The following is a 22,544-nucleotide window of genomic DNA, read 5'->3' on the forward strand; positions in this document are numbered from 1 at the left end:
GGAGAGTGTTGAAAATTATGTATCCATATGGTTATTACGGTGGTTTTTATCCAGATAGAACAATGCTTATATTAATTCCTGCTATATTATTTACTATGTATGCACAATTTAAAGTAAGTAGCACTACAAATAAATATTTAAGAGTGAATGCTCATAGAGGATATAATGGGCAACAAGTAGCAAGAAAAATATTAGATACGAATGGATTATATGATGTAGATATAGAAATGGTTAGAGGTCACTTAAGTGATCATTATGACCCAAGAAGAAAAGTTGTAAGATTGTCTCAAGATATTTATTATGGGACATCAATAACTTCTGTATCAGTAGCAGCTCATGAATGTGGTCATGCAATGCAGCATGCTAAAGGATATGCTCCTCTTAGTATAAGAAGTAGCTTAGTTCCTGTTGTAAATTTTGCATCGAATATATCATGGCTACTAATAGCATTAGGTTTATTTATGAGTAGAGGTATTTTCTTACAAATAGGAATAATTTTATTCTCAGCATCTGTATTATTCCAATTAATCACTTTACCTGTTGAATTTAATGCATCAAGTAGAGCCTTAGTTCAACTTGGTGATTTAGGGATAGTAGAAGGTAAAGAATTAAGGGGAAGTAAACAAGTACTTACAGCAGCAGCATTAACATATGTTGCAGCAGCATTGACATCAGTACTTCAGCTATTAAGGTTAGTAGCAATAGCTCAAAGAAATGATGATTAAAACGGGGCTGTCTTAAGAATCGGGTATCTGGGATGGATGTTATATAAATTTTAAAGTCATATAGCTAAAAATGCTGATATTGGCTTTAAAATTTATATTTTCATCTAATCAAATAGATACGATCGATACTAAGGCAACTCCTTTTTTATATAGAAGAGAAATGAGGAGACAGAATATGAAAGCAAGAGAATTAGCTTTAAAAGTTCTTTTAGATATAGAGGAAAATGGTAATTATTCTAATATAGCTATTAATAAACATTTTAAAAATATAAATTTAAATAACCAAGATAGAGGATTAGCTACAGAATTGATTTATGGTGTGGTAGAAAATAAATATTACTTAGATTACATTATAGATAAACTTTCGAAGATAAAATGTAAAAAGATGAATATTTATGTTAAAATATTGCTTAGAATGGGTATTTATCAAATTTTACTTTTAAATAGTATTTCAGATTATGCAGCAGTAAATGAAACTGTAAGTTTAGTAAAAAAATATGATAAGAGATCATCAGGATTTGTGAATGCAATTCTTAGAAATGTTATAAGACAAAAAGATACAATAGGAGAAGTAGATATAAAAGATGATAAAATAATGTATCTAGCAACTAAATATTCTTATAGTCCTTGGATGATAAAGAATTGGATTAATAACTTTTCAGAAGAATTTACAGAAGATTTATTAGAAGCAAATAGTGAAAGACCTAGTGTATATCTTAGAACAAATACTTTAAAGACTACTAGAGATGAACTTTTAGAGAAATTAAGATCTGAAGGTATCGAGTGCAGTGTAGTCCCTATAGTAGATGAGGCTATTAGAGTAGAAAATTTGAAGAATATAGAGAATAATCAACTATTTAAAGATGGATTATTTACGATACAAGATGTAAGTTCTATGATAGTTGGAAAAGTTATGAATCCTAAGGAAAATTCACAAGTCTTAGATGTATGTAGTGCTCCAGGAGGAAAGACTACACACTTAGCTACATTAATGAATAATACTGGTAAAGTTGTATCTAGAGATATATTTGACCATAAATTAAAATTAATACAATCAACTGTAAATAGATTGGGACTAACGAATGTAGAGATAGAGTCATTTGATGCTTCGATATTGGATAAAAATAGTATAGATAAATTTGATTATGTGCTAGCTGATGTTCCTTGTTCAGGTCTTGGTATAATAAGAAGAAAACCAGAAATAAAATACAAGTCAAAAGGTGAGCTTAAAGAATTACCAAATATACAGAAAAATATTTTAGATAATGCATCTAAATATGTAAAAATCGGTGGTACTTTAATATATAGTACTTGTACTATACAAGATAATGAAAATATGGAAGTAGTAAAAGAATTTTTAGATAATAATAATAATTTTAAATTAGTTCCAATAAATGAAGTTAAGGTAGATTTAGATAATCAAGAAAATGGATATTTAAAGATATATCCAAATATTCACGATATAGATGGTTTCTTTATAGCAAAATTAGAAAGAGTAAGGTAGTGATAAATATGGAACAGAATAAAGTAGCTTTAAAGAATATGACAGAAGATGAACTGAAAGATTTTATAGTAAGTATTGGAGAAAAATCATTTAGAGGTACTCAAATTTTTTCATGGATATATAAAGGTGCTAAAACTTTTGATGATATGAGAAATATACCTAAAAATTTAAGAGAAAAGCTTGATGAAGTATCTTATATTGGAAATATAGAACAAGAATTAAAATTAGAATCAAAGGTAGATAAAACTAAAAAGTATCTATTTTTATTAAATGATGGAAATATTATAGAAACTGTTATGATGGACTATGAAGATAGGGTTACAGTGTGCATTTCTAATCAGGTTGGATGTAGAATGGGATGTAATTTCTGTGCATCAACGTTAGAAGGTTTAATAAGAAACTTAGAACCTTGGGAAATTTTAGATCAAATTATGAAAATACAAGAGGATACAGGTAAAAGAGTATCGAATCTTGTATTGATGGGTAGTGGAGAACCTTTAGATAACTTCGAAAATACTAAAAAGTTCTTAAAACTAGTAAATGAAAAAAATGGTTTAAACATAGGTTATAGGCATATAACTTTATCAACTTGTGGATTAGTACCTAAAATGTATGAATTAGCTGATTTAGGATTGCCTATAAATTTAGCACTATCTCTACATTCCCCATTTGATGAAAAAAGAAGAGAGATAATGCCAGTAGCAAATGCATACAAAGTAAATGATTTAATAGATGCATGTAAATATTATATAAAGAAAACTAATAGAAGAGTTACTTTTGAGTACTCTCTAATTAAAGGTGTAAATGATTCAGAAAAAGAAGCTAAAGAGATAGTTAGGCTTCTAAAAGGCATGTTATGCCATGTGAATTTAATACCAATAAATAAAGTAGAAGAAAGAGAATATGAAAGGCCGGATAAATCATATATATATAAGTTCAGAGATTACTTAGAAAAAAATAATATACCAGCTACGGTGAGAATATCTATGGGTTCAGATATTGGAGGAGCCTGTGGACAATTAAGAAGAAAACATAAGTAGCTTAAGGGGGAAATCTTATGATTTATAGCTGTGACTCCCACATAGGAAAAGTAAGAAAGAATAATGAAGATTATTGTATGGGGGAAGTTATAAAAACTAAAAATGAAGAAGATATAGGAATTTTTGCGCTAGCTGATGGAATGGGTGGCCATAAAAAAGGTGAAGTTGCAAGTAAGTTAGCAGTAGAAAATATTTTTAAATTTTTAAAAGAGAATTTATTGCAAACAAGTAGCATAAAAATAGATTATGTTGATGATGTAATAAAACAGGCTTATAATAATGTAAACTCAATTATTTATAAAAAATCTATAGAACAAGAAGAGTGTTTTGGAATGGGAACAACATTAGTAACTGCTATAATATATAAGGATAATTTATATGTTGCCAATGTTGGTGATAGTAGATGTTATATACTAAATGATACTGAATTAAATCAAATTAGTATAGACCATTCTGTTGTTGAAGAACTTGTTAGAGCAAATATTATAACAGAAGAAGAAGCTAGGAATCATCCTCGTAGAAATCATATAACAAGAGCTATGGGAACTGATGAGATGGTTATAGTTGATATATTTAAAAGTAAGTTAAAAGAAAATGACTTAGTTCTTCTTGCTAGTGATGGATTAACTGGATGCGTGGATAAAGAAGATATAAAAAATATGCTTTTAAAAAATAAAGATATATCAGAAATAAATAAAGAGTTAATAAATATGGCTAATGACGTTTCTGGAAAAGATAATGTCTCAGTTGTATTGATAAAGCATAATTAGGACGGTGATAAAGTGGGAGATACAATTTTAGGAAATAGATACCAAATTATCAGAAAAATTGGTGATGGAGGAATGGCCTTTGTTTATGAGGCTAAAGATAAGTTATTAAATAGAACTGTTGCTGTTAAAGTTCTTAGACCTGAATTTGTAGATGATGAAGAGTTTTTAAGGAAGTTTAAAAGAGAAGCTGAGGCAGTAGCGAGTTTATCTCATCCGAATATAGTAAATGTTTATGATGTAGGAGAAGATGGAAAAGTTCACTATATTGTAATGGAATATATAGATGGACAAAACCTTAAAGATATAATAAAAAATGAAGGAACATTAGATGAGTATACAGCTCTTGATATAACTAAACAAATAGCAATGGCCCTTAGCGCTGCTCATAAAAAAGGCATAGTTCATAGAGATATAAAACCTCACAATATATTAATATCTAATGAAGGTAGAATTGTTAAGGTTGCAGATTTTGGGATAGCAAAAGCCGTTTCAAACTCTACAATGACCAATATTGGTAGTATAATAGGATCAGTTCATTATTTCTCGCCAGAACAAGCAAAGGGAAATTCTGTTAACGCTACAGCTGATTTATATTCATTAGGTATAGTTTTATATGAAATGATAATAGGAAGGGTTCCGTTTAGAGGAGATAGTCCTATATCTATAGCATTACAACATATAAATGAAGATGTTGAATTTACATCAGAAGAAAAGATTAATATACCTCAGAGTGTAAGGACAATAATAAAGAAGTTAACTGAAAAATCTAGTGAAAATAGATATCAAAGTGCGGAAGACTTAATTGAAGACATTGATTATGTAGAAAAGAATATTGATTTAGACTTTATAAAAGAATATGATAATTTTGCAACTAAGAAAGTTAATATGGAAAATGCGGAAGAAAGTTTAGATTCAGAAGATGAGGATGAGGAGTTGTTAGAAGAAACTCCTAAAATAAGTCAAAAACCTAAAAAAGAAAAATTAAAGAAAAAACCTAAAAAACCTGTAAAAGAAGATAGTCCAAAGGTTAGAAAAAGATTAAAAATCGCAGCAGTAGTATTGTTAATTATATTACTGGCACAAGGCATTTTTATATTTAAGTTTGTTTCTGGATTAATGGGTGGAAATAGTAATCAGGAACAGGTAATTACACTTCCTGACTTTGAAGGAAAAAACTTAGAATATGTAAATAAAGAACTAGAAAGATTAGGCCTAAAAATACTTGTAAAAAGTGAACATAGTGATACGGTAGAAAAGGATCATGTTATTTCTCAAAGTCCTGCAGCCGGTATGGAAGTTTCAAATGGAGACACTATAAGCATAGTTTTAAGTGATGGTCCTAAACAAAGTCAAGTTCCAAGTATAATAGGATTTACTTTAACAGAAGCTGAAAGAGTGTTGGGACAAAATAATTTAAAATTAGGCAATATAAAATATGAATATAATGATATTTACAAAGAAGGTATAGTGTTAAATCAAACTCCTAGTTCAGGATTAGGAGATGTGTCAGAAGGCGATAAAGTAGATGTTGTAGTAAGTAAAGGACCAAGAGAAACTCAAGAAGAAAATAATAGCTCTGATAATGAAACAACAGATACATCAAATAATAATAACAGTAATAACAATAGCAGCAACAATAACAACAGTAGCAATAACAATAATAACAATAGTACTAATAATAACAATAATAGTACTAACAATAGCAATAATAGTACTAATAATAACAATAATAGTACTAATAATAACAATAATAGTAGCAACAATAACAATAGTAGTAACAATAACAACAATAATAATCAGACAAATAAGCCATCTGATGAGAATGAGGATATAGATAATTCAGGTGATGGAAATGAAAATGTTCCAGATGAAGAGGGTGGAACTTTATTACCTTAAATAAAATAGTAGAATATTTAATTTTTAATAAGGCTAATATCTTTTAATCTAAGATATTAGCCTTATATTTATAGTAAAAGTGTATTTTATATATAAAAGTAAATAAATTACTTAGATAAATTAGAAAAAACATTTAAAGGATTTCTTTTTATAGGAAATATGTATAAAATATAGTAAGATAATAAATTAGGAGTATAATTAATTATAAAGTTATTATGCTATTATATATAGATATACGTAAATTATATAGATATACCCAAATTTAAAGGAGGAATTTAATGTTAGAAGGAAAGATCACGAAAGGAATAGGGGGATTTTATTACGTAGATACTGAAAAGGGAATTTATGAATGTAGAGCAAGGGGAATTTTTAGAAAACAAAAAATAACACCGCTAGTTGGAGATAGAGTAAAAATAAGTATAGTAGATGAAGAAGCTAAAAAAGGTGTTGTAGAAGAGATTGATAAAAGGGATACGGAATTAATTAGACCGCCAATAGCTAATGTAGATAAAGCATTAATAGTTTTTGCTGTAAAAAATCCTAAGCCACATTTATCTTTATTGGATAGATTTATAGTTTTAGCCGAAAAAGAAAACTTAGAAATCGTGATAGTCCTTACAAAAGCTGACTTAGATGATGATAATACTTTAGAAAATATTGCGAGTATATATGAACTTAGCGGATATAAAGTAATACCAGTGAGTAATAAAACTAAACTAAATATAGATAAGATAAAAGAGGAATTAAGAGGTAGTGTTGTTGTATTTGCTGGACCATCTGGAGTTGGAAAATCTAGTCTATTAAATGAAATAGATGCAAATTTCCAATTACAAACTGGTGAAGTAAGTGATAAAATAAAAAGAGGTAAGCATACCACAAGACATGCTGAACTTTTAAAACTAGAATGTGGTGGTATGGTTGCAGATACTCCAGGTTTTAGTTCATTAACATTAGATGATATAGAAGAAAATGAACTAAAAGAATATTTCATCGAGTTTTATAATTATGGTGATTGTAAGTTTGGATCCAAATGTGTACATGAAAATGAACCTGGGTGTGGGGTAAAAGAAGCTGTAGAAAATGGAGAGATATCAAAACAAAGATACGATAGTTATATACAGCTGTTAAATGAAATTAGGCAAAGTAAACAAGGTAAAAGGAGATACTAAGAATGATTAAGTTAGCACCATCGATACTATCAGCAGATTTCGCAAGGTTATTAGAGGATGTAAAAAAAGTAGAAAATGCAGGCTGTGAATATTTACACATAGATGTAATGGACGGTCATTTCGTTCCTAATATTACTTTAGGGCCTGGGGTTGTAAAATCTTTAAGAAAAGATGTTAATATGGTATTTGATGCACATCTTATGATAGAAAATCCAGATAGCTACATAAAAGAATTTGTAGATGCAGGGTGTGACATTATAGTAGTTCATCAAGAAGCTTGTAAACATCTTCATAGAACTATACAAAATATAAAATCATATAATATAAAAGCAGGAGTTGCTTTAAACCCAGCAACGCCGATTGATACTATTAAACATGTATTAGAAGATGTTGATATGGTTTTAATAATGACTGTTAATCCAGGATTTGGAGGTCAATCATTTATTGAAGGAATGATATCTAAGATTAAGGAATTAAAGGGTCTTATAGATTCAAAGGGGTTAAATGTAGATATACAAGTTGATGGCGGAATTAAACCAGATAATGTACTTGATGTAGTTAAGGCAGGGGCAAATGTTATAGTTGCTGGGTCCGCTATATTTAATAGTGAAAATATACAAGAAACTGTAGATTTATTTAGGAAAAATGCATCTAAATAGGTGATAATATGAAAATATGTATTGTTCTTAATGGAGAGATTAAGGATTATAATAAAATAAAAGAAGTTATAAGAAATGAAAACTATGACAGCATAATTTGCGCAGATGGAGGAGCGAATCATCTTTATAAGATGGGAATAAATCCAGATTATATAATTGGAGATTTAGATTCTGCAAATCTAGATATAATAAATTACTATAAAGAAAAAAAAGTAACTTTTGAGAAGTTTCCATCTAAAAAGGATGAAACAGATTCTGAAATATGTATATTTTTAGCAGAAAAGCTTAAGGCTACGAATATAGATTTTATAGGTGCATTAGGAGGAAGAATAGACCATACTATTGCAAATATAAATTTACTTTATTATGTAAAAGAAAAAAAGATTATTCCTAAAATTATTTCTGAAAAAGAAGAAATTTATATAGCGATAAATGAAAAAATAATAATTGATGGTAATAAAGGTGACACAATATCTGTAATACCAATTAAAGGAGATGCACAAGGCGTTACACTTGATAATTTAGAATATCCCTTAAATGACCATTATATGAAATACTCCGTACCGTTAGGCATTTCAAATGTTATGTTAGATATGAGTTGCTCAATAAGTGTTAAAAAAGGAACTCTAATTATAATAAGAAATAAAGATATTCAATAAAATAAGCATGCTATAGTGGTATGCTTATTTTTTATGTCTAAAAAACTAAAATATAAATAAATAATAAAAACTAGGACAGGTCTAAATATATTTTATCTTGCATAAATTTAAATTATAAATAAGGGTTCAATGAGTAAGGGGGGTGTTTTATGAAAAATCAATCAAAGGGGCTTTTAGGTATAATATGTATGGCAACAGGTGCAGCAGTAATAATATCAATGATATTGCCTAATTGGATTTTTTCAATACTTACGGCATTGGTTCTTATAGTATGTGGAGTTTTACTATTTTTATATTAGAATATAATTTTAATATAGATAGAAAATATTAAATATATATCTAGTTGCAAATGAATAAATATAATAGAGAAATAATATATTAATTTATAAAATGGGGGTATAGATTATGAAGATGGTAACAATAAAATTACCAAAGTGGCTATCTAATATAGTTTTAAAATTTATGAGGAAGGATAAAAAATAAAATTCTCAATATAAAAAGTAAAAGCCTACATATATAGTAGGCTTTTTCAAAAAATAACTTATTAAGCTCTTTCAACTTTACCAGAACGTAAACATCTAGTACAAACTTTAACTCTCTTAGGAGTTCCATCTATTATAGCTCTAACGCTTCTTAAGTTAGCAGACCAAGTTCTTCTGCTGTGTCTATTTGAGTGTGATACTTGGTTTCCAGAAACCTTCCCTTTACCACATACGCTACATACTTTCGCCATTATTGTACACCTCCTTAAAATGATAACTATTTAAAGACTAAAAACATATTTATATTAACACAAATATCGAAATTCTGCAATAGAAATATATATTTGTCTTATATATTATTATTGAACAATTTGTAACTATCATATAAAATTATATATATAATTCACAATAAAGTAAATAAAAAATATAAAAAAGTGAATTAGAATATATTACTACGTGGTGATTAATCAAAATTTAGTTTCAAAAGAGATTAAGTAGGTTTAAAAAGTAATATAATTATAGTATTATAGTAATTATAATTAATATTACATAAAAGAAGATATTTTTAAATGATTTTTGAGCAAAATAAAAATAAAAAATAATTTAAGGGGGTCAAGCCATGAGTGCAAGATTAACTAATGAATATGGATATGTAGAAATAGATAAGCAAGTAATAGCTCAAATAGTATATAGAGCAGCGATGGAAAGTTACGGATTAGTAGGTTTAGGATATAAATCTAAGGGTATAGTAGAATTATTGAAAGGTGAAAATGCTACTAAGGGCGTTAAAGTAGATGAATTAGAAGATAATACCATTGCTATAGAACTTTATGTTATAATACAGTACGGAACAAATATATCTACAGTTGCAAACAACATAATAGATAGAGTAAAATATACAGTTGAGAAGATGACGGCTATAAAGGTAAGTAAAATAGACATTAATGTTCAAGGTATTAGAGTTAAGTAATTTAGGAGGAAAAAAATGATCCAATATATAGACGGAAAAAATTTAAGAGATTTGTTTGTATCAGGTGCAAATAATCTTCAAAATCACAAAGATTTAGTAGACAAGTTGAATGTATTCCCAGTTCCAGATGGAGATACAGGAACTAATATGTCATTAACTATTTCTTATGCAATGAAAGAATTATCTAAGGTAGATAATGAAGAAATAACTAATATAGGTAAGGCATTATCTAGAGGATCTCTTATGGGAGCTAGAGGTAACTCAGGAGTTATATTATCTCAGATAATAAGAGGTATAGCAAAATCAGTAGAAGGTAAAGAAAAGTTAAGTACGGCAGATTTTGCAGAATCATTAAAATGTGGTTCAGATACTGCTTATAAAGCTGTGATAAAGCCTATAGAAGGAACTATACTTACAGTTATAAGAGAAAGTAGTGAAGCTGCTATAAAAATAGCTAAAAGCGAAGAAGATTTTATTACATTCTTAGAATTAGTAATAAAAGAAGCAAATGATTCTTTAAATAGAACACCAGAATTATTAAAGGCATTAAAAGAAGCTGGAGTTGTAGACTCAGGTGGTAAAGGATTAGTTCTTGTATATGAAGGTATGCTTGAAGCTTTAAAAGGAAGTCCTATAGAAATTAAAGATTCTAATTCAAGTGAAGTAAAGGAAATTAAAGCACCACAAGGAAATATAGCTACTGAAGATATAAAATTCCAATACTGTACAGAATTTATATTAGAAAGTGATAAAGTGGATGATCTTCAAATAAGAGATAAAATGCTTAAATATGGAGATAGCTTAGCTGTAGTTGGAGATGAAGGTGTAATAAAAGTGCATGTTCACACTAATGATCCAGGTCTTGCATTACAAGAAGCTTTAGCATACGGACAATTATTAACTATAAAAATAGAAAATATGAAGCTTCAACATGAAAATACATTGATAGAAGCTAAAGATGAAAGTGCACCTACTACTGAAGAAGAAAAAGAATATGGATTTATAGCTACTTCTATGGGTGACGGTCTAGCTAAGATATTTAAAGATTTTGGAGTTGATCACATAATAGAAGGTGGTCAAACTATGAACCCAAGTACAGAAGATTTTATGAATGCTATAGAAACTATAAATGCAAGAAATATATTCATATTCCCTAACAATAGCAATATAATAATGGCTGCAAACCAAGCTAAAGAGTTAAGTGAAAAAAATATAGTGGTTATACCTACTAAAAATACTCCACAAGGATTTACAGCTTTAGTAAGCTTTAATGGTGATGCTAGTGTAGAAGAAAATGAAGAAGCAATGATGGAATCTTTATCATTAGTTAAATCAGGCCAAGTGACATATGCTGTGAGAGATACAGTTATGAATGATGTTGAAGTAAAAGAAGGAAACATAATAGCTATAGCAGAAGGTAAATTACAAGCTGCAGGTGAAGGTGTTAGTGATATAACTACTAAGCTTGTAGAAAATTTAGTTGATGAAGATAGTGCAATAATAACTTTATTCTATGGAGAAGATGTGAGTGAAGAAGAAGCTAATAATCTTCGTGACGAATTAGAAGAAAAGTTTGACGATATAGATGTAGAGTTATACTATGGAGGACAACCTCTTTATTATTACTTAATTTCAGTTGAATAATGATTTTAAAGTCCTGTATAATCTTACTACCGTTTAGTTGGTTATACAGGATTTTTGCGTAGTGGGTGATAACTATGAGTGACTTAAAGAAAGATATACAATTTGTAAAAGGTATAGGTCCTAAGAAGGCATATAAGCTAAATAAACTAGGAATATTTACATTGAAAGACTTACTTTATTATTTTCCTAGACAATATGAAGATAGAAATAATTTAAAAAAAATTGTAGAGTTGAAAAATGAGGATAAGGCAACAATAAAAGCACTAATAGTAGGAGTAACTACTAGTAATCCTAGAAAAGGAATGACTTTAACAAAGGTAGATGTAAAAGATGAGACTGGATATGCAAAATTAGTTTTTTTTAATCAACCGTATATAAGCAATACTTTTAAAAATGGAGATACCGTATTAGTATTTGGTAAAGTAAAAAAAGAATTTAAAAATATAGAATTTAGATCTTGTGAAATAGAACATCTTAGTAATTCACCTAAAAATGCTTGCAAGATTATGCCTATATATCCATTGACTTTTGGTGTAACAAATAAAGAAATTATAAGTATAATTAAATCGGTGCTATTGAATAAAGAATTAACTATAAAAGAATATTTACCTAAGGATATAATCGATAAATATAAGTTATGTAGTATAGATTATGCAATAAGGAATATTCACTCACCAAGTAATAAAGAAAGTTTTAAAATAGCTTTATATAGAATTATTTTCGAGGAATTTTTAATTCTTCAGTTAGGTCTGTTTATGTTTAAAAATGGAGTTACAGAAGTTGAGGGAATAAAATTTGAAGAAAATGAAAAGTTAAAAGATATAATAAACTCTCTTCCTTTTAAATTAACTAAAGCTCAAAATAGAGCTTTAAATGAAATAATAGAAGATATGAAGTCGTCTAAGGTTATGAATAGATTAGTTCAAGGTGATGTTGGATCTGGTAAAACTGTAGTAGCATTACTTTCATTAGCAAACTGTGTCTTAAATGGATATCAGGGGGCTTTAATGGCTCCCACAGAGATTTTAGCAGAGCAGCATTATATATCTTTGACAGAAACCCTAAGAGGATTTGGAATGAATGTGGAACTTCTTGTTGGAAGCCTTACTAAAAAACAAAAAGAAAGGGTACTTGAAAGAGTAAAGAATAAAGAAATTGATATATTAATAGGCACGCATGCTTTAATAGAAGATAAAGTAGAATTTGGTAGATTAGGTCTAGTAATAACTGATGAACAGCATAGATTTGGAGTTAGACAGCGAGGGAAGCTATCGGACAAAGGAAATAATCCTGATGTATTAGTCATGACAGCAACTCCAATACCAAGAACTTTAGCACTTATACTTTATGGTGATTTAGATATTTCTATAATTGACGAACTTCCACCAGGTAGACAACCAATAGATACTATAGCTGTTAGTAAAGATAAAAGAGATAGAGCTTATAATAATTTAGTTAGATCAGAGGTTGAAAAAGGCAGACAGGTATATATAGTTTGTCCATTAGTAGAAGAAAGTGAATCTATAGAAGCTAAAGCAGCTGTAGAATTAGTAGATGAACTAAAGCAAGAATATTTTTCGGATTTAAGAGTAGGGCTTTTACATGGTAAAATGAAAGCTAGTGAAAAAGAAAGCATTATGAAAAGTTTTAAAAATAAAGATTTAGATATATTAGTATCAACTACTGTTATAGAAGTTGGAGTTAATGTTCCTAATGCAACTTTAATGATAATTGAAAATGCAGAACGATTTGGACTAGCTCAGCTTCATCAGCTTAGAGGACGTGTAGGAAGAGGTAAACATAAGTCTTACTGTATATTAATATATGCATCTAAGTCAGAAGTTTGTAGACAGAGGATGTCTATTATGGAAGAAACTAATGATGGATTTAAAATTTCTGAGAAAGATTTAGAAATAAGAGGACCAGGAGAATTTTTTGGTACAAGACAGCATGGACTTCCTGAGCTAAGGATAGCTAATATATTTAAGCATATGAAAATATTAAAAATAGCTCAACAAGAGGCTCGCTATATTATAGGTGAAGACCTAAAGTTACAAAAGTTTGAAAATAAATTGTTGAAAAATGAGGTAATTGATAAATTTGAGCATGTAGCAAGAGAAATTTCGCTAAATTAGATGAAAATTATGTTAAAATATATTGAGAGGAGATATATCATTGAGAGTTATATCAGGAAAAGCAAGAGGATTAAAATTAGATACTCCTAAAAATCAAGATGTAAGACCTACGACAGATAGAGTAAAAGAATCATTATTTAATATGATAAGTTCATATATAATGGATAGTAATATTCTAGATTTATTTGCAGGAACAGGTTCTTTAGGTATAGAGTGTTTATCAAGAGGAGCTAAAAACTGTATTTTTGTAGACAAAAGCAAGGATAGTATAAACATAGTAAGGTCAAATATAAAAAAAGCTAGAGTAGAAAATGAAAGTACGATTTTAAATGTTGATTTTAAGGATGCAGTAAAAAAGTTATCAACTCAAAATCAAAAATTTGATGTGATATTTATGGACCCTCCATATTATGAGAATATGTTCATAGAATGCTTAAAAAGCATAGACGAATTTAATTTATTAGATGAAGATGGAATAATAGTTGTAGAGCACGATACTAAAGACTTATTTGAAGAGAGTATAGGAAGACTTAATAAAAGTAGAGAAAAGAAGTATGGAAATACAACATTGACATTTTATAAGCTGGAGGAACAAAATGAATAAGAGAATAAGAAAAGCTATATTCGCAGGCAGTTTTGATCCTATAACAAATGGACATTTAGATATAATTTGTAGAGCATCTAAATTATTTGATGAATTACAAATAGGTGTACTTTTTAATCCGAATAAAAAAGGTCTCTTTACTTTTGAGGAAAGAGTTCATCTAATAGAATCATGTACTAGTCACTTAGATAATGTTAAAATTGTAAGTTTTGATGGACTATTGGTAAACTATTGTGAAGAAAATCAAATAGATACTTTAGTAAGAGGAGTAAGAAGTGGAGCAGATGTCGAGTATGAGCTTCAGATGGCTCATATGAATAGAGAGTTAAATCCTAATATAGAGACGATTATACTGCCTACTACAACTAAGTATTCTTTCATAAGTTCATCATTAATAAAAGAAGTTTTAACTTTTGATGCAGATGTCAAAAACTTAGTGCCGAAGGTAGTGCTAGAAGAGCTAAAACGAAAAACAAATAGGGGGAAGTAGTAAATGAAAATAGATTTAGAGATGATGGAGTTGTTTGATGATTTAGAAGATAGAATAAGTAATGCGCAAACAGCCCGTTTTTCACAAAAATCAGTAATAGATAAAGAAGAGCTTTTAGCTATAATAAAAGAAATAAGAGCTTTAATGCCAGATGAGGTAACACAAGCTGTTTGGATAAATAAAGAAAGAAATAGAATATTAAATGAAGCTAAAAGGGATGCTAAAGAGCTAGTAGCCCAAGCTGAGAGAGATGCTGAAAAAATAAAAGAAGAGTATAGTAGAAGTTTAGAAGAATTAAAACAAAATTCAGAAGAAACTTTAAAAGATTATATAGAATCTAGTGATGTAGTTGGACAAGCAGAACAAAGAGCTAGAGAAATTTCAGAAAGAGCAGAACATGTAGCAAGAGAAATTAGACAAGGATCTATTGAATATGCTACAGATGTGCTTTCTGCAGTTGAACATAATCTGAAGGCTATATTAGAAGAAGTAATTAGAGATAAGTCTGAGTTAAAATAATTTAAATTATAAATATCATAAGTAATTAAAGATAACATAGGTATGACAAGAATATAATATTCTTGTTCATAACTATGTTATTTTTAGATTAACGTAAAAATTAATAAAAATTTTGATTAATATAATTTTAGAAATTTATTTTGTTATTAACTTGATTAGGTAGAACTAATTTAAATATTAAGTATGTAAGTAGGATTAAAGGAACTATTATATTGGTATTATTTAGATAATAATTCCAAAGTCCATTGATATAGAATGTATCATAAACATTACCGAAATTAGAGACGAATGATGTTGAATTACATATTGGGTAAAGTAAAAAAGTGAATATAGACGCAAATAATCCATGTAAAAACTTACTTAATATGTACAAGTTAGTATTAATATCAGTTTTAGCTAAGAAGTTACAGCATTGTGCTAATATAGATAGTCCACTAAATCCAATTAAAAAACTGGAAAAAGTAACTTTTATCATCATAGAAGCAGATGCGACTTTAGAAATATTATTACAACCAATAGTAATTTCAAATAATCCGCTTATAAAGGCATAGCATAAATCTTTTGTCACTCCAAATAATGATAATGGTAGATATAATATAGAAGCAAGTATTGATATTATATTAAACAATGATAAAACTTTAAATACAACGGAAAAGACTATTACAAACCCTCCAACTGCAAGCAAAGTGTTAACTCCATTTACAACTGCATTTCCGAACATAACAAAAAATCCTGTATTGCTTGAGTATCTAGTATTAATAATATTATTAAAATTTGTTTTAATATTGTATTTGGGCGAAGATAATCTCTCTTTACCATAATTTCTAAATATAATACCTACGCTTATAGATCCTAAATAATGACATAATATCATTAAGTATCCTAAAGATGCATTTTTGAACATTCCAACAGCTACTGCGCCTATAATAAAGAGTGGTCCAGATGTAGAGCAAAATGAAACCAATCTCTGTGCTTCAGATTTAGAAATTTGGCTATTAATTCTGAGGTCATAAGCTAACTTTGCTCCTACAGGATATCCAGATACTGTAGAAATCACAAATACTAAGGCACTTTTTCCAGAAACATTGAAGATAAATTTAGTAACTGGATTTATTATCATTCCTACTAAATCAACTATTTTTAAGTCTACAACTAAATTAGCACCTATTATGAATGGAAGTAGAGATGGTATTAAGACATTTACCCAAATATTTAAACCTTCTTTAGCTGACTTAATTGCTTCTTGAGGAAATATTATTATGCCTACGATTAAGAACAGTACTACGATGACCGGGAGGAAAAAAAGGATAGTTTGATTTTTTTTCATAAGCACCTCCTTGTGAAAATAATATATTTTATTATATTAAAATAATTGGATTTTTATGAATTAAAAAGTATTTTCACTTTTACTTAACAATAGATTATAATATACTTAATATTTTATTTATAAAAAGTAGAGTTATGGAAATTTATAGGGGGAATAATGTTTAATAATATATCAAGCAAAAAGGTTTATGAGCAAGTTATAGAGCAAATACAAGAAAGTATATTTAATGGGGAATTAAAAAAGGGAGATAAGCTTCCATCAGAAAGAGAACTATCAGAACAAATGGGTGTAAGTAGAACGTCTATAAGAGAAGCTCTTAGAGTGTTAGAAACTTTAGGTGTTATAGAAAGTAAACAGGGAGAAGGAAACTTTGTATGTTCAAATATAAATAAATCTTTAATAGAACCATTATCATTAATATTCAAGTTAAATAATGGAACTTGGATGGATGTTATAGAGTTAAGACAAGCATTGGAATTAGAAGCTGTTAAATTTGCCAGTGAAAGAATAACAAAGAAAGAAGAAGCCGAGTTAGAAGATATAATTAATGAGATGGAAGAAGAAATTAATAATCAGAATAGAAATGAAATATTAGTAAATTTAGATCAAAAATTTCACAATAAAATAGCGTCTATAAGTAAAAATTATTTAATTGAATGTCTTTTTTTAACTTCGTCAAATTTATTTGAAGAGTTTATAAATGATGCTAGAAAAAAAATAATTAATAGATATTCAGATGAGAAAGTATTGCTAAATCAGCATAAAGAGATATATACAGCCATTGCTAGTAATGACTCAAAATTATCTTATAAAAAAATGGAAGAGCATATGCAGTTGATAAAAGAAAATTATAGTAAAAAGTAAGATTGTTAATATTAAGATAAATGTTGAAAATGTACATAAAAGGTAATACCATTTTAGATAAGAAGTGGTAATACCACTGACCATCATTCAAGTTACCGACAGAGAAGAAAATATTAAGGGGGTACTTGATGAACGATTATGTATTATTTATCTTAGCTATAATACCAATTATATGGCTAATAGTATCTTTAGGTGTGATGAAGTTACCAGCTCACAAAACGTGTTTTTTTACAGTTATACTGACAATAGTTATATCGATTGTATTTTGGAAAATGTCAATTACAAATGTGACAACTGCAACGCTTGAAGGTATAGCAGTAGCTTTATGGCCAATATTATTAGTTATAGTGGCAGCATTGTTTACTTACAATTTAGCTGTTGAAACAAAAACTATGGACACTATGAAAAATATGTTATCTAGTATAACAACAGATAACAGAATACAAGTACTTATTTTGGCGTGGGGATTTGGAGGCTTTTTAGAAGCTGTTGCTGGATATGGAACCGCAGTTGCAATCCCTGCCAGTATATTAGCATCACTAGGTTTTAACCCAATATTTGCAGCAATAATATGTCTTATCGCAAATACAGTACCTACAGCATTTGGAGCTATAGGGATACCTGTATCAACACTAGCATCAGTAACAGGTTTAGATGTACTAAATTTAAGTTACATAACTTCAATTCAATTAGCAATATTCATTGTAATAATTCCTTTTGCATTAGTAATATTAACAAAAAAAAGTGTTAAAGCAATAAATGGGGTGTTTTGGATAACTTTGGTTTCTGGGATAACGTTTGCTATACCTCAGGTATTTATAGCAAAATATTTGGGAGCGGAGTTACCGGCTCTTATCGGAAGTTTATGTAGTATGTTATCTACAATACTTATAGCTAAATATATGAATAAAAAGTCACAGAAAAATCATGAATATAATGCCAAAGATACTGATATAGCTATAAAGTCCACAGTAGCAACGAGAGTATCTACAAAAGAAGGCATATTAGCATGGCTACCTTATATACTTTTATGTATTTTAATTTTAATTGCAAGTCCTTTGTGTCCGGTAGTTAATAATTTTCTAGCGGAATTTAGTAGTAAAATACAAATTTACAATGGAGAAGGAGCATCACCTACTCTATTCATTTGGTTAAATACTCCAGGTATGATAATAATAATATCTACCTTTATAGCTGGGTTAATACAAAAAGTAAAGATAGGAAAAATGATAGATGTCTTTGTAAGAACAGTGAAACAACTTTCTAAATCTTTTGTAACTATAATATCAATAGTTGCCATTTCTAAGGTGATGTCTTATAGCGGAATGACAAGTTCGATATCTTTTGGATTATGTGCAATAACAGGAAAAATGTACCCTATAATATCACCACTATTAGGTGCTATCGGAACATTTGTAACAGGAAGTGATACATCTGCAAATATATTATTTGGTGGATTGCAAGTAGAAGCGGCAAAATCTCTTTCAATAGATCCTTATTGGATAGCAGCAGCAAATACTGCAGGAGCTACAGCTGGTAAAATGATTTCTCCGCAGAGTATAGCAATAGCAACATCTGCTACAGGACTGATAGGAAGTGAAGGTAAAATATTTGGAGCAACACTTAAGTTTTGTTTAGGATATGTAATAATATTAGGTATTTTAGTTTATATAGGAAGTTTTATGCCATTTGTATAATACAAATTTATAAAGGAGGACAATATGCCAATTTTAAAAGTACCTTATTCTAAAATGGGAATGGAGTTAAACATTCCAGATGAAAACTTATTAGCAGTTTTAGAATCGAAAGCTAATAACTATGTTGTTAATAAAAGTCAAGAACAAATAGTTGAAGAGTCTATGGATAATCCAATTGGATCAATTAAACTTGAAGAGTTAGCTAAAAATAAAAAAAGTGTCGTTATAATAACTAGTGACCATACTAGACCAGTTCCAAGTAGAGTTACAATGCCTATAATTTTAAGAAGGTTGAGAGAAGGTAATCCGGATATTGATATAAAGATAATAGTTGCTACAGGATTTCATAGGCCAAGTACAAGAGAAGAATTAATTTATAAAATGGGCGAAGAAATAGTAAATAATGAAAAAATCATAATGCACATATCTACAGATGATGCTGCTATGGTAAAAGCAGGGGTATTACCGTCAGGTGGAGATTTTTACTTAAATAAAGTAGCTTTTGAAGCAGATTTACTAATAGCAGAAGGATTTATAGAACCACATTTCTTTGCTGGATTTTCTGGAGGGAGAAAAAGTATACTTCCTGGTATAGCATCAGCTAAAACTATAATGTATAACCACTGTAGTGAATTTATAGATAGCGAAAATGCTAGAACAGGGATTTTAGATAATAATCCAATACATGAGGATATGGTTTATGCAGCAAAAGCAGCTAAGTTAGCATTTATAGTAAATGTTGTAATAGATAAAGATAAAAATGTAATTGCATCTTTTGCTGGAGATGTAGATAAGGCTCATAAAACAGGATGTAAATTTGTAACGGAATTATCTAAAATAGATGCTCAGATGGCAGATATAGTAATAAGTACTAATGGAGGATATCCTTTAGATCAAAATATATATCAATCAGTAAAAGGCATGACAGCAGCTGAAGCTACATGTAAAGATGGTGGTGTAATAATAATGATATCAGCTTGTAATGATGGTCATGGAGGTCAATCTTTCTATAATAACGTTGTGAAAGCTTCTTCACCAAGTGAGATACTAAAAAATGTAAGGTCTGTTGAAAAAAGTGAAACAGTTCCAGATCAATGGGAGTTCCAAATATTAGCGAGAATATTAGAAAGATTTACAGTAATAATGGTGACTGATCAATGTAGTCCTAAGATGATAAGAAATATGCATATGAAACATGCAAAGACATTTGAAGAAGCTTTAAACCTAGCTTTTGATATAAAAGGCAAAGATGCCAAAATTGCAGTTATTCCAGATGGTGTATCAGTAATAGTAAAAGAAAATACAAGTACAGATTCTGATTCAATGGTTTCTGTAACAGCTGAATAAATGAGATTGGGGGAAATATAATGGAAATTTTAACATGTATAAAACAAGTTCCAGGTACAACTGAAGTAGAAGTTGATGAAACTACTGGTGTATTAAAAAGAGATGGAGTAGATTCCAAGATGAATCCATATGACTTATTTGCATTAGAAACTGCGCTTAGAATAAAACAGGAAACGGATGCAACATTGAAGGTGATTACAATGGGTCCACCTCAAGCAAAGCAAGTTATAGAAGAGAGTTTTATGATGGGGGCAGACGAAGGAGCTATAATAAGTGATAGAAAATTTGCTGGTGCAGATGTATTAGCAACATCATATACGATATCACAAGGAATTAAAAAAATAGGTAATCCTCAAATTATAATATGTGGAAAGCAAACAACTGATGGAGATACAGCTCAAGTAGGTCCTGAAATAGCTGAATTTTTAAATATACCTCATGTAACAAATGTTACTAAAATATTAGATATAAAAGAAGAGAGTATAGTAGTTGAAGTAGATATGCCAAATACATTAGAAGTTTGTGAGGTTAAATATCCATGCTTATTAACGGTAGAAAAGGATATATTCCAACCAAGACTGCCATCATTCAAATTAAAAATCCAAACAAAAGATAGAGAAATACCAATATTTACCTTAAATGATTTTGAGGATAAAGATGAGATGAATTATGGATTGAATGGGTCTCCAACTCAAGTATTAAAAATATTCCCTCCAACTCCAAATACAGATAAGGATATATTAAGAGGAAGTTCAGATGAGTTAAGTGAGGATCTATCAAATAAGTTAAAAGATTTAAAGTTAATATAAGGGGGGATTATAAGTGGCAAAAATAGTCGTAAATATAGAAAAAATTGAAGATATAAAAAGTGTATTAGAAATTTGTCCTTTTGGTGCAATAGAAGAAGTTAATGGGAAAATAGAAATAGGTGCAGGATGTAAAATGTGTAAGTTATGTGTTAAGAATGGACCAAAAGGAGCATTTGAATTCATTGAAGAAAAGAAGGTAAGTATAAATAAGGATGAATGGAAAGGTATAACAGTATATGTTGATCATCACGAAGGTGAAATACACCCTGTAACTTATGAACTTATAGGTAAAGCTCGTGAAATGGCTACTAAGATAAATCATCCAGTTTATTGTGTATTTGTTGGTCATAATATAAAAGATAAGTGTGATACATTGTTATCATATGGAGTAGATGAAGTATTTGTATATGATGATGAAGAATTCAAAGATTTTAGAATAGAACCATATACAGCAGCAGTAGAGGATTATATAAAAAATGTAAAACCAACAATAATGTTAGTTGGAGGAACTACATTAGGTAGATCTTTAGCACCAAGGCTTGCTGCTAGATTTAAAACAGGCCTTACAGCAGACTGTACAATACTTGATATACAAGAAAATACTGACTTAGATCAAATAAGACCAGCTTTTGGTGGTAATATAATGGCGCACATACACACTCCTAATCATAGACCTCAATTTGCAACAGTTAGATATAAAATATTCTCAGCTCCAGAAAAAATAGAAGTACCAACCGGGAAAATAACATTGTGTAATATAAACAAGGAAAAACTATCCTCTAAGATAGATGTTTTAGATGTGAAACCTAAAACTAAAGAAGTAGGTCTTGAAGATGCGGAAGTTATAATAGTAGCCAGCAGAGCTATAAAGAAACAAGAAGATATGAAAATGATCTATAAGTTGGCAGAAAAATTAGGAGCTCAAGTAGGTGGAACAAGACCTATGATAGAAGCTGGATGGCTAGATCCAAGAAAGCAAATTGGATTAAGTGGTAGAACTGTAAAGCCTAGGTTGATAATAACTTGTGGTGTTTCGGGAGCTGTTCAGTTTGTAGCAGGAATGAGTGGATCTGACTATATAATAGCTATAAATCAAGATGAAAAAGCTCCTATATTTGATGTAGCACATATGGCTTTAATAGGAGATATTTATGAGATAATTCCTAAATTAATAGAAAAAATAGATGAAAAAAGTTTACAAATAGCTATAGCAGCTGAAGAAGAGTAAGGGGGT

22 protein-coding genes are annotated in these 22,544 nt (G+C 29.2%); 20 read left to right on the forward strand and 2 right to left on the reverse strand.

Translation table 11 applies throughout. From position 1 onward, the window contains the following. Window positions 1–17 precede the first annotated feature (17 nt). The 9 genes from H8923_RS04510 (at window position 18) to H8923_RS04550 (ending at window position 8,721) form a co-directional block, all read left to right on the forward strand. Window positions 18–725 (forward strand): zinc metallopeptidase, encoded by a 708-nt coding sequence (locus tag H8923_RS04510; RefSeq protein WP_153924042.1) that lies wholly within the window; start codon window positions 18–20, stop codon window positions 723–725. Window positions 726–900: 175 nt separating this feature from the next. After that, window positions 901–2,229, forward strand: coding sequence for a 16S rRNA (cytosine(967)-C(5))-methyltransferase RsmB (gene rsmB / locus H8923_RS04515; protein WP_153924044.1), 1,329 nt, complete (start codon window positions 901–903; stop codon window positions 2,227–2,229). 8 nt (window positions 2,230–2,237) lie between these two features. Then, window positions 2,238–3,269, forward strand: a complete 1,032-nt coding sequence (rlmN, locus tag H8923_RS04520; protein ID WP_153924046.1) for a 23S rRNA (adenine(2503)-C(2))-methyltransferase RlmN — start codon at window positions 2,238–2,240, stop codon at window positions 3,267–3,269. Between the two features lie 17 nt (window positions 3,270–3,286). Then, complete coding sequence (locus H8923_RS04525) at window positions 3,287–4,039, forward strand: Stp1/IreP family PP2C-type Ser/Thr phosphatase (RefSeq protein WP_153924048.1); 753 nt, start codon at window positions 3,287–3,289, stop codon at window positions 4,037–4,039. Between the two features lie 12 nt (window positions 4,040–4,051). Beyond that, window positions 4,052–5,935, forward strand: a complete 1,884-nt coding sequence (gene pknB / locus H8923_RS04530; protein WP_187127845.1) for a Stk1 family PASTA domain-containing Ser/Thr kinase — start codon at window positions 4,052–4,054, stop codon at window positions 5,933–5,935. A 278-nt stretch (window positions 5,936–6,213) separates the two neighbouring features. Further along, window positions 6,214–7,104 carry a ribosome small subunit-dependent GTPase A gene (rsgA, locus tag H8923_RS04535; RefSeq protein ID WP_153924050.1) on the forward strand — a complete coding sequence of 297 codons (891 nt, stop codon included), beginning with the start codon at window positions 6,214–6,216 and terminating at the stop codon, window positions 7,102–7,104. A gap of 2 nt (window positions 7,105–7,106) precedes the next feature. Further along, a complete protein-coding gene (gene rpe / locus H8923_RS04540; RefSeq protein ID WP_153924052.1) occupies window positions 7,107–7,763 on the forward strand; it encodes a ribulose-phosphate 3-epimerase in 657 nt (218 codons plus the stop codon). Window positions 7,764–7,771: 8 nt separating this feature from the next. Further along, window positions 7,772–8,422 (forward strand): thiamine diphosphokinase, encoded by a 651-nt coding sequence (locus H8923_RS04545; RefSeq protein WP_153924054.1) that lies wholly within the window; start codon window positions 7,772–7,774, stop codon window positions 8,420–8,422. A 149-nt stretch (window positions 8,423–8,571) separates the two neighbouring features. After that, window positions 8,572–8,721 carry a 2-oxoglutarate translocator gene (locus tag H8923_RS04550; RefSeq protein ID WP_153924056.1) on the forward strand — a complete coding sequence of 50 codons (150 nt, stop codon included), beginning with the start codon at window positions 8,572–8,574 and terminating at the stop codon, window positions 8,719–8,721. Window positions 8,722–8,966: 245 nt separating this feature from the next. On the opposite strand, the gene rpmB is transcribed toward H8923_RS04550, so the two are convergent. After that, on the reverse strand, window positions 8,967–9,155 hold the full coding sequence (rpmB, locus tag H8923_RS04555; RefSeq protein ID WP_073123407.1) for a 50S ribosomal protein L28: 189 nt from the start codon (window positions 9,153–9,155) through the stop codon (window positions 8,967–8,969). Window positions 9,156–9,523: 368 nt separating this feature from the next. Here rpmB and H8923_RS04560 point away from each other — a divergent pair, with 368 nt between their 5' ends. The 6 genes from H8923_RS04560 (at window position 9,524) to H8923_RS04585 (ending at window position 15,266) form a co-directional block, all read left to right on the forward strand. Beyond that, on the forward strand, window positions 9,524–9,874 hold the full coding sequence (locus H8923_RS04560) for an Asp23/Gls24 family envelope stress response protein (RefSeq protein WP_153924058.1): 351 nt from the start codon (window positions 9,524–9,526) through the stop codon (window positions 9,872–9,874). A gap of 15 nt (window positions 9,875–9,889) precedes the next feature. Continuing rightward, window positions 9,890–11,518, forward strand: coding sequence for a DAK2 domain-containing protein (locus H8923_RS04565; RefSeq protein WP_153924060.1), 1,629 nt, complete (start codon window positions 9,890–9,892; stop codon window positions 11,516–11,518). Window positions 11,519–11,592: 74 nt separating this feature from the next. Further along, complete coding sequence (recG, locus tag H8923_RS04570; RefSeq protein WP_153924062.1) at window positions 11,593–13,653, forward strand: ATP-dependent DNA helicase RecG; 2,061 nt, start codon at window positions 11,593–11,595, stop codon at window positions 13,651–13,653. Between the two features lie 40 nt (window positions 13,654–13,693). Continuing rightward, complete coding sequence (rsmD, locus tag H8923_RS04575; protein ID WP_153924064.1) at window positions 13,694–14,257, forward strand: 16S rRNA (guanine(966)-N(2))-methyltransferase RsmD; 564 nt, start codon at window positions 13,694–13,696, stop codon at window positions 14,255–14,257. Continuing rightward, window positions 14,250–14,747 (forward strand): pantetheine-phosphate adenylyltransferase, encoded by a 498-nt coding sequence (gene coaD / locus H8923_RS04580; protein WP_153924066.1) that lies wholly within the window; start codon window positions 14,250–14,252, stop codon window positions 14,745–14,747. The genes rsmD and coaD overlap by 8 nt, the downstream gene beginning before the upstream one ends. Before the next feature lie 3 nt (window positions 14,748–14,750). Next, on the forward strand, window positions 14,751–15,266 hold the full coding sequence (locus H8923_RS04585) for a hypothetical protein (protein WP_153924068.1): 516 nt from the start codon (window positions 14,751–14,753) through the stop codon (window positions 15,264–15,266). A gap of 127 nt (window positions 15,267–15,393) precedes the next feature. Here the strand turns inward: H8923_RS04585 and ylbJ are convergent, their stop codons facing one another. Next, window positions 15,394–16,593, reverse strand: a complete 1,200-nt coding sequence (gene ylbJ, locus H8923_RS04590; RefSeq protein ID WP_153924070.1) for a sporulation integral membrane protein YlbJ — start codon at window positions 16,591–16,593, stop codon at window positions 15,394–15,396. 156 nt (window positions 16,594–16,749) lie between these two features. Between ylbJ and H8923_RS04595 the strand changes: the two genes are divergently transcribed. The 5 genes from H8923_RS04595 (at window position 16,750) to H8923_RS04615 (ending at window position 22,538) form a co-directional block, all read left to right on the forward strand. Continuing rightward, a complete protein-coding gene (locus H8923_RS04595) occupies window positions 16,750–17,457 on the forward strand; it encodes a FadR/GntR family transcriptional regulator (RefSeq protein ID WP_153924072.1) in 708 nt (235 codons plus the stop codon). 128 nt (window positions 17,458–17,585) lie between these two features. Next, window positions 17,586–19,154, forward strand: a complete 1,569-nt coding sequence (locus H8923_RS04600; protein WP_153924074.1) for an L-lactate permease — start codon at window positions 17,586–17,588, stop codon at window positions 19,152–19,154. Window positions 19,155–19,178: 24 nt separating this feature from the next. Further along, complete coding sequence (gene larA / locus H8923_RS04605; RefSeq protein ID WP_153924076.1) at window positions 19,179–20,501, forward strand: nickel-dependent lactate racemase; 1,323 nt, start codon at window positions 19,179–19,181, stop codon at window positions 20,499–20,501. A gap of 20 nt (window positions 20,502–20,521) precedes the next feature. Next, complete coding sequence (locus H8923_RS04610) at window positions 20,522–21,310, forward strand: electron transfer flavoprotein subunit beta/FixA family protein (protein WP_153924078.1); 789 nt, start codon at window positions 20,522–20,524, stop codon at window positions 21,308–21,310. A gap of 13 nt (window positions 21,311–21,323) precedes the next feature. Then, window positions 21,324–22,538, forward strand: coding sequence for an FAD-binding protein (locus H8923_RS04615; RefSeq protein WP_187127846.1), 1,215 nt, complete (start codon window positions 21,324–21,326; stop codon window positions 22,536–22,538). Window positions 22,539–22,544: the final 6 nt, after the last annotated feature.

Origin of the sequence: Romboutsia faecis (genome assembly GCF_014323405.1) — a bacterium.
Lineage (GTDB): Bacteria > Bacillota > Clostridia > Peptostreptococcales > Peptostreptococcaceae > Romboutsia_E > Romboutsia_E faecis.

Bases quoted from the DNA above. Each gene is read 5' to 3' on its own strand.
- H8923_RS04510 (WP_153924042.1), top strand. From the start codon at position 18: ATGTATCCATATGGTTATTACGGTGGTTTTTATCCAGATAGAACAATG.
- rsmB (WP_153924044.1), top strand. From the start codon at position 901: ATGAAAGCAAGAGAATTAGCTTTAAAAGTTCTTTTAGATATAGAGGAA.
- rlmN (WP_153924046.1), top strand. From the start codon at position 2,238: ATGGAACAGAATAAAGTAGCTTTAAAGAATATGACAGAAGATGAACTG.
- H8923_RS04525 (WP_153924048.1), top strand. From the start codon at position 3,287: ATGATTTATAGCTGTGACTCCCACATAGGAAAAGTAAGAAAGAATAAT.
- rsgA (WP_153924050.1), top strand. From the start codon at position 6,214: ATGTTAGAAGGAAAGATCACGAAAGGAATAGGGGGATTTTATTACGTA.
- rpe (WP_153924052.1), top strand. From the start codon at position 7,107: ATGATTAAGTTAGCACCATCGATACTATCAGCAGATTTCGCAAGGTTA.
- H8923_RS04545 (WP_153924054.1), top strand. From the start codon at position 7,772: ATGAAAATATGTATTGTTCTTAATGGAGAGATTAAGGATTATAATAAA.
- H8923_RS04550 (WP_153924056.1), top strand. From the start codon at position 8,572: ATGAAAAATCAATCAAAGGGGCTTTTAGGTATAATATGTATGGCAACA.
- rpmB (WP_073123407.1), bottom strand. From the start codon at position 9,155: ATGGCGAAAGTATGTAGCGTATGTGGTAAAGGGAAGGTTTCTGGAAAC.
- H8923_RS04560 (WP_153924058.1), top strand. From the start codon at position 9,524: ATGAGTGCAAGATTAACTAATGAATATGGATATGTAGAAATAGATAAG.
- H8923_RS04565 (WP_153924060.1), top strand. From the start codon at position 9,890: ATGATCCAATATATAGACGGAAAAAATTTAAGAGATTTGTTTGTATCA.
- recG (WP_153924062.1), top strand. From the start codon at position 11,593: ATGAGTGACTTAAAGAAAGATATACAATTTGTAAAAGGTATAGGTCCT.
- coaD (WP_153924066.1), top strand. From the start codon at position 14,250: ATGAATAAGAGAATAAGAAAAGCTATATTCGCAGGCAGTTTTGATCCT.
- H8923_RS04585 (WP_153924068.1), top strand. From the start codon at position 14,751: ATGAAAATAGATTTAGAGATGATGGAGTTGTTTGATGATTTAGAAGAT.
- ylbJ (WP_153924070.1), bottom strand. From the start codon at position 16,593: ATGAAAAAAAATCAAACTATCCTTTTTTTCCTCCCGGTCATCGTAGTA.
- H8923_RS04595 (WP_153924072.1), top strand. From the start codon at position 16,750: ATGTTTAATAATATATCAAGCAAAAAGGTTTATGAGCAAGTTATAGAG.
- H8923_RS04600 (WP_153924074.1), top strand. From the start codon at position 17,586: ATGAACGATTATGTATTATTTATCTTAGCTATAATACCAATTATATGG.
- larA (WP_153924076.1), top strand. From the start codon at position 19,179: ATGCCAATTTTAAAAGTACCTTATTCTAAAATGGGAATGGAGTTAAAC.
- H8923_RS04610 (WP_153924078.1), top strand. From the start codon at position 20,522: ATGGAAATTTTAACATGTATAAAACAAGTTCCAGGTACAACTGAAGTA.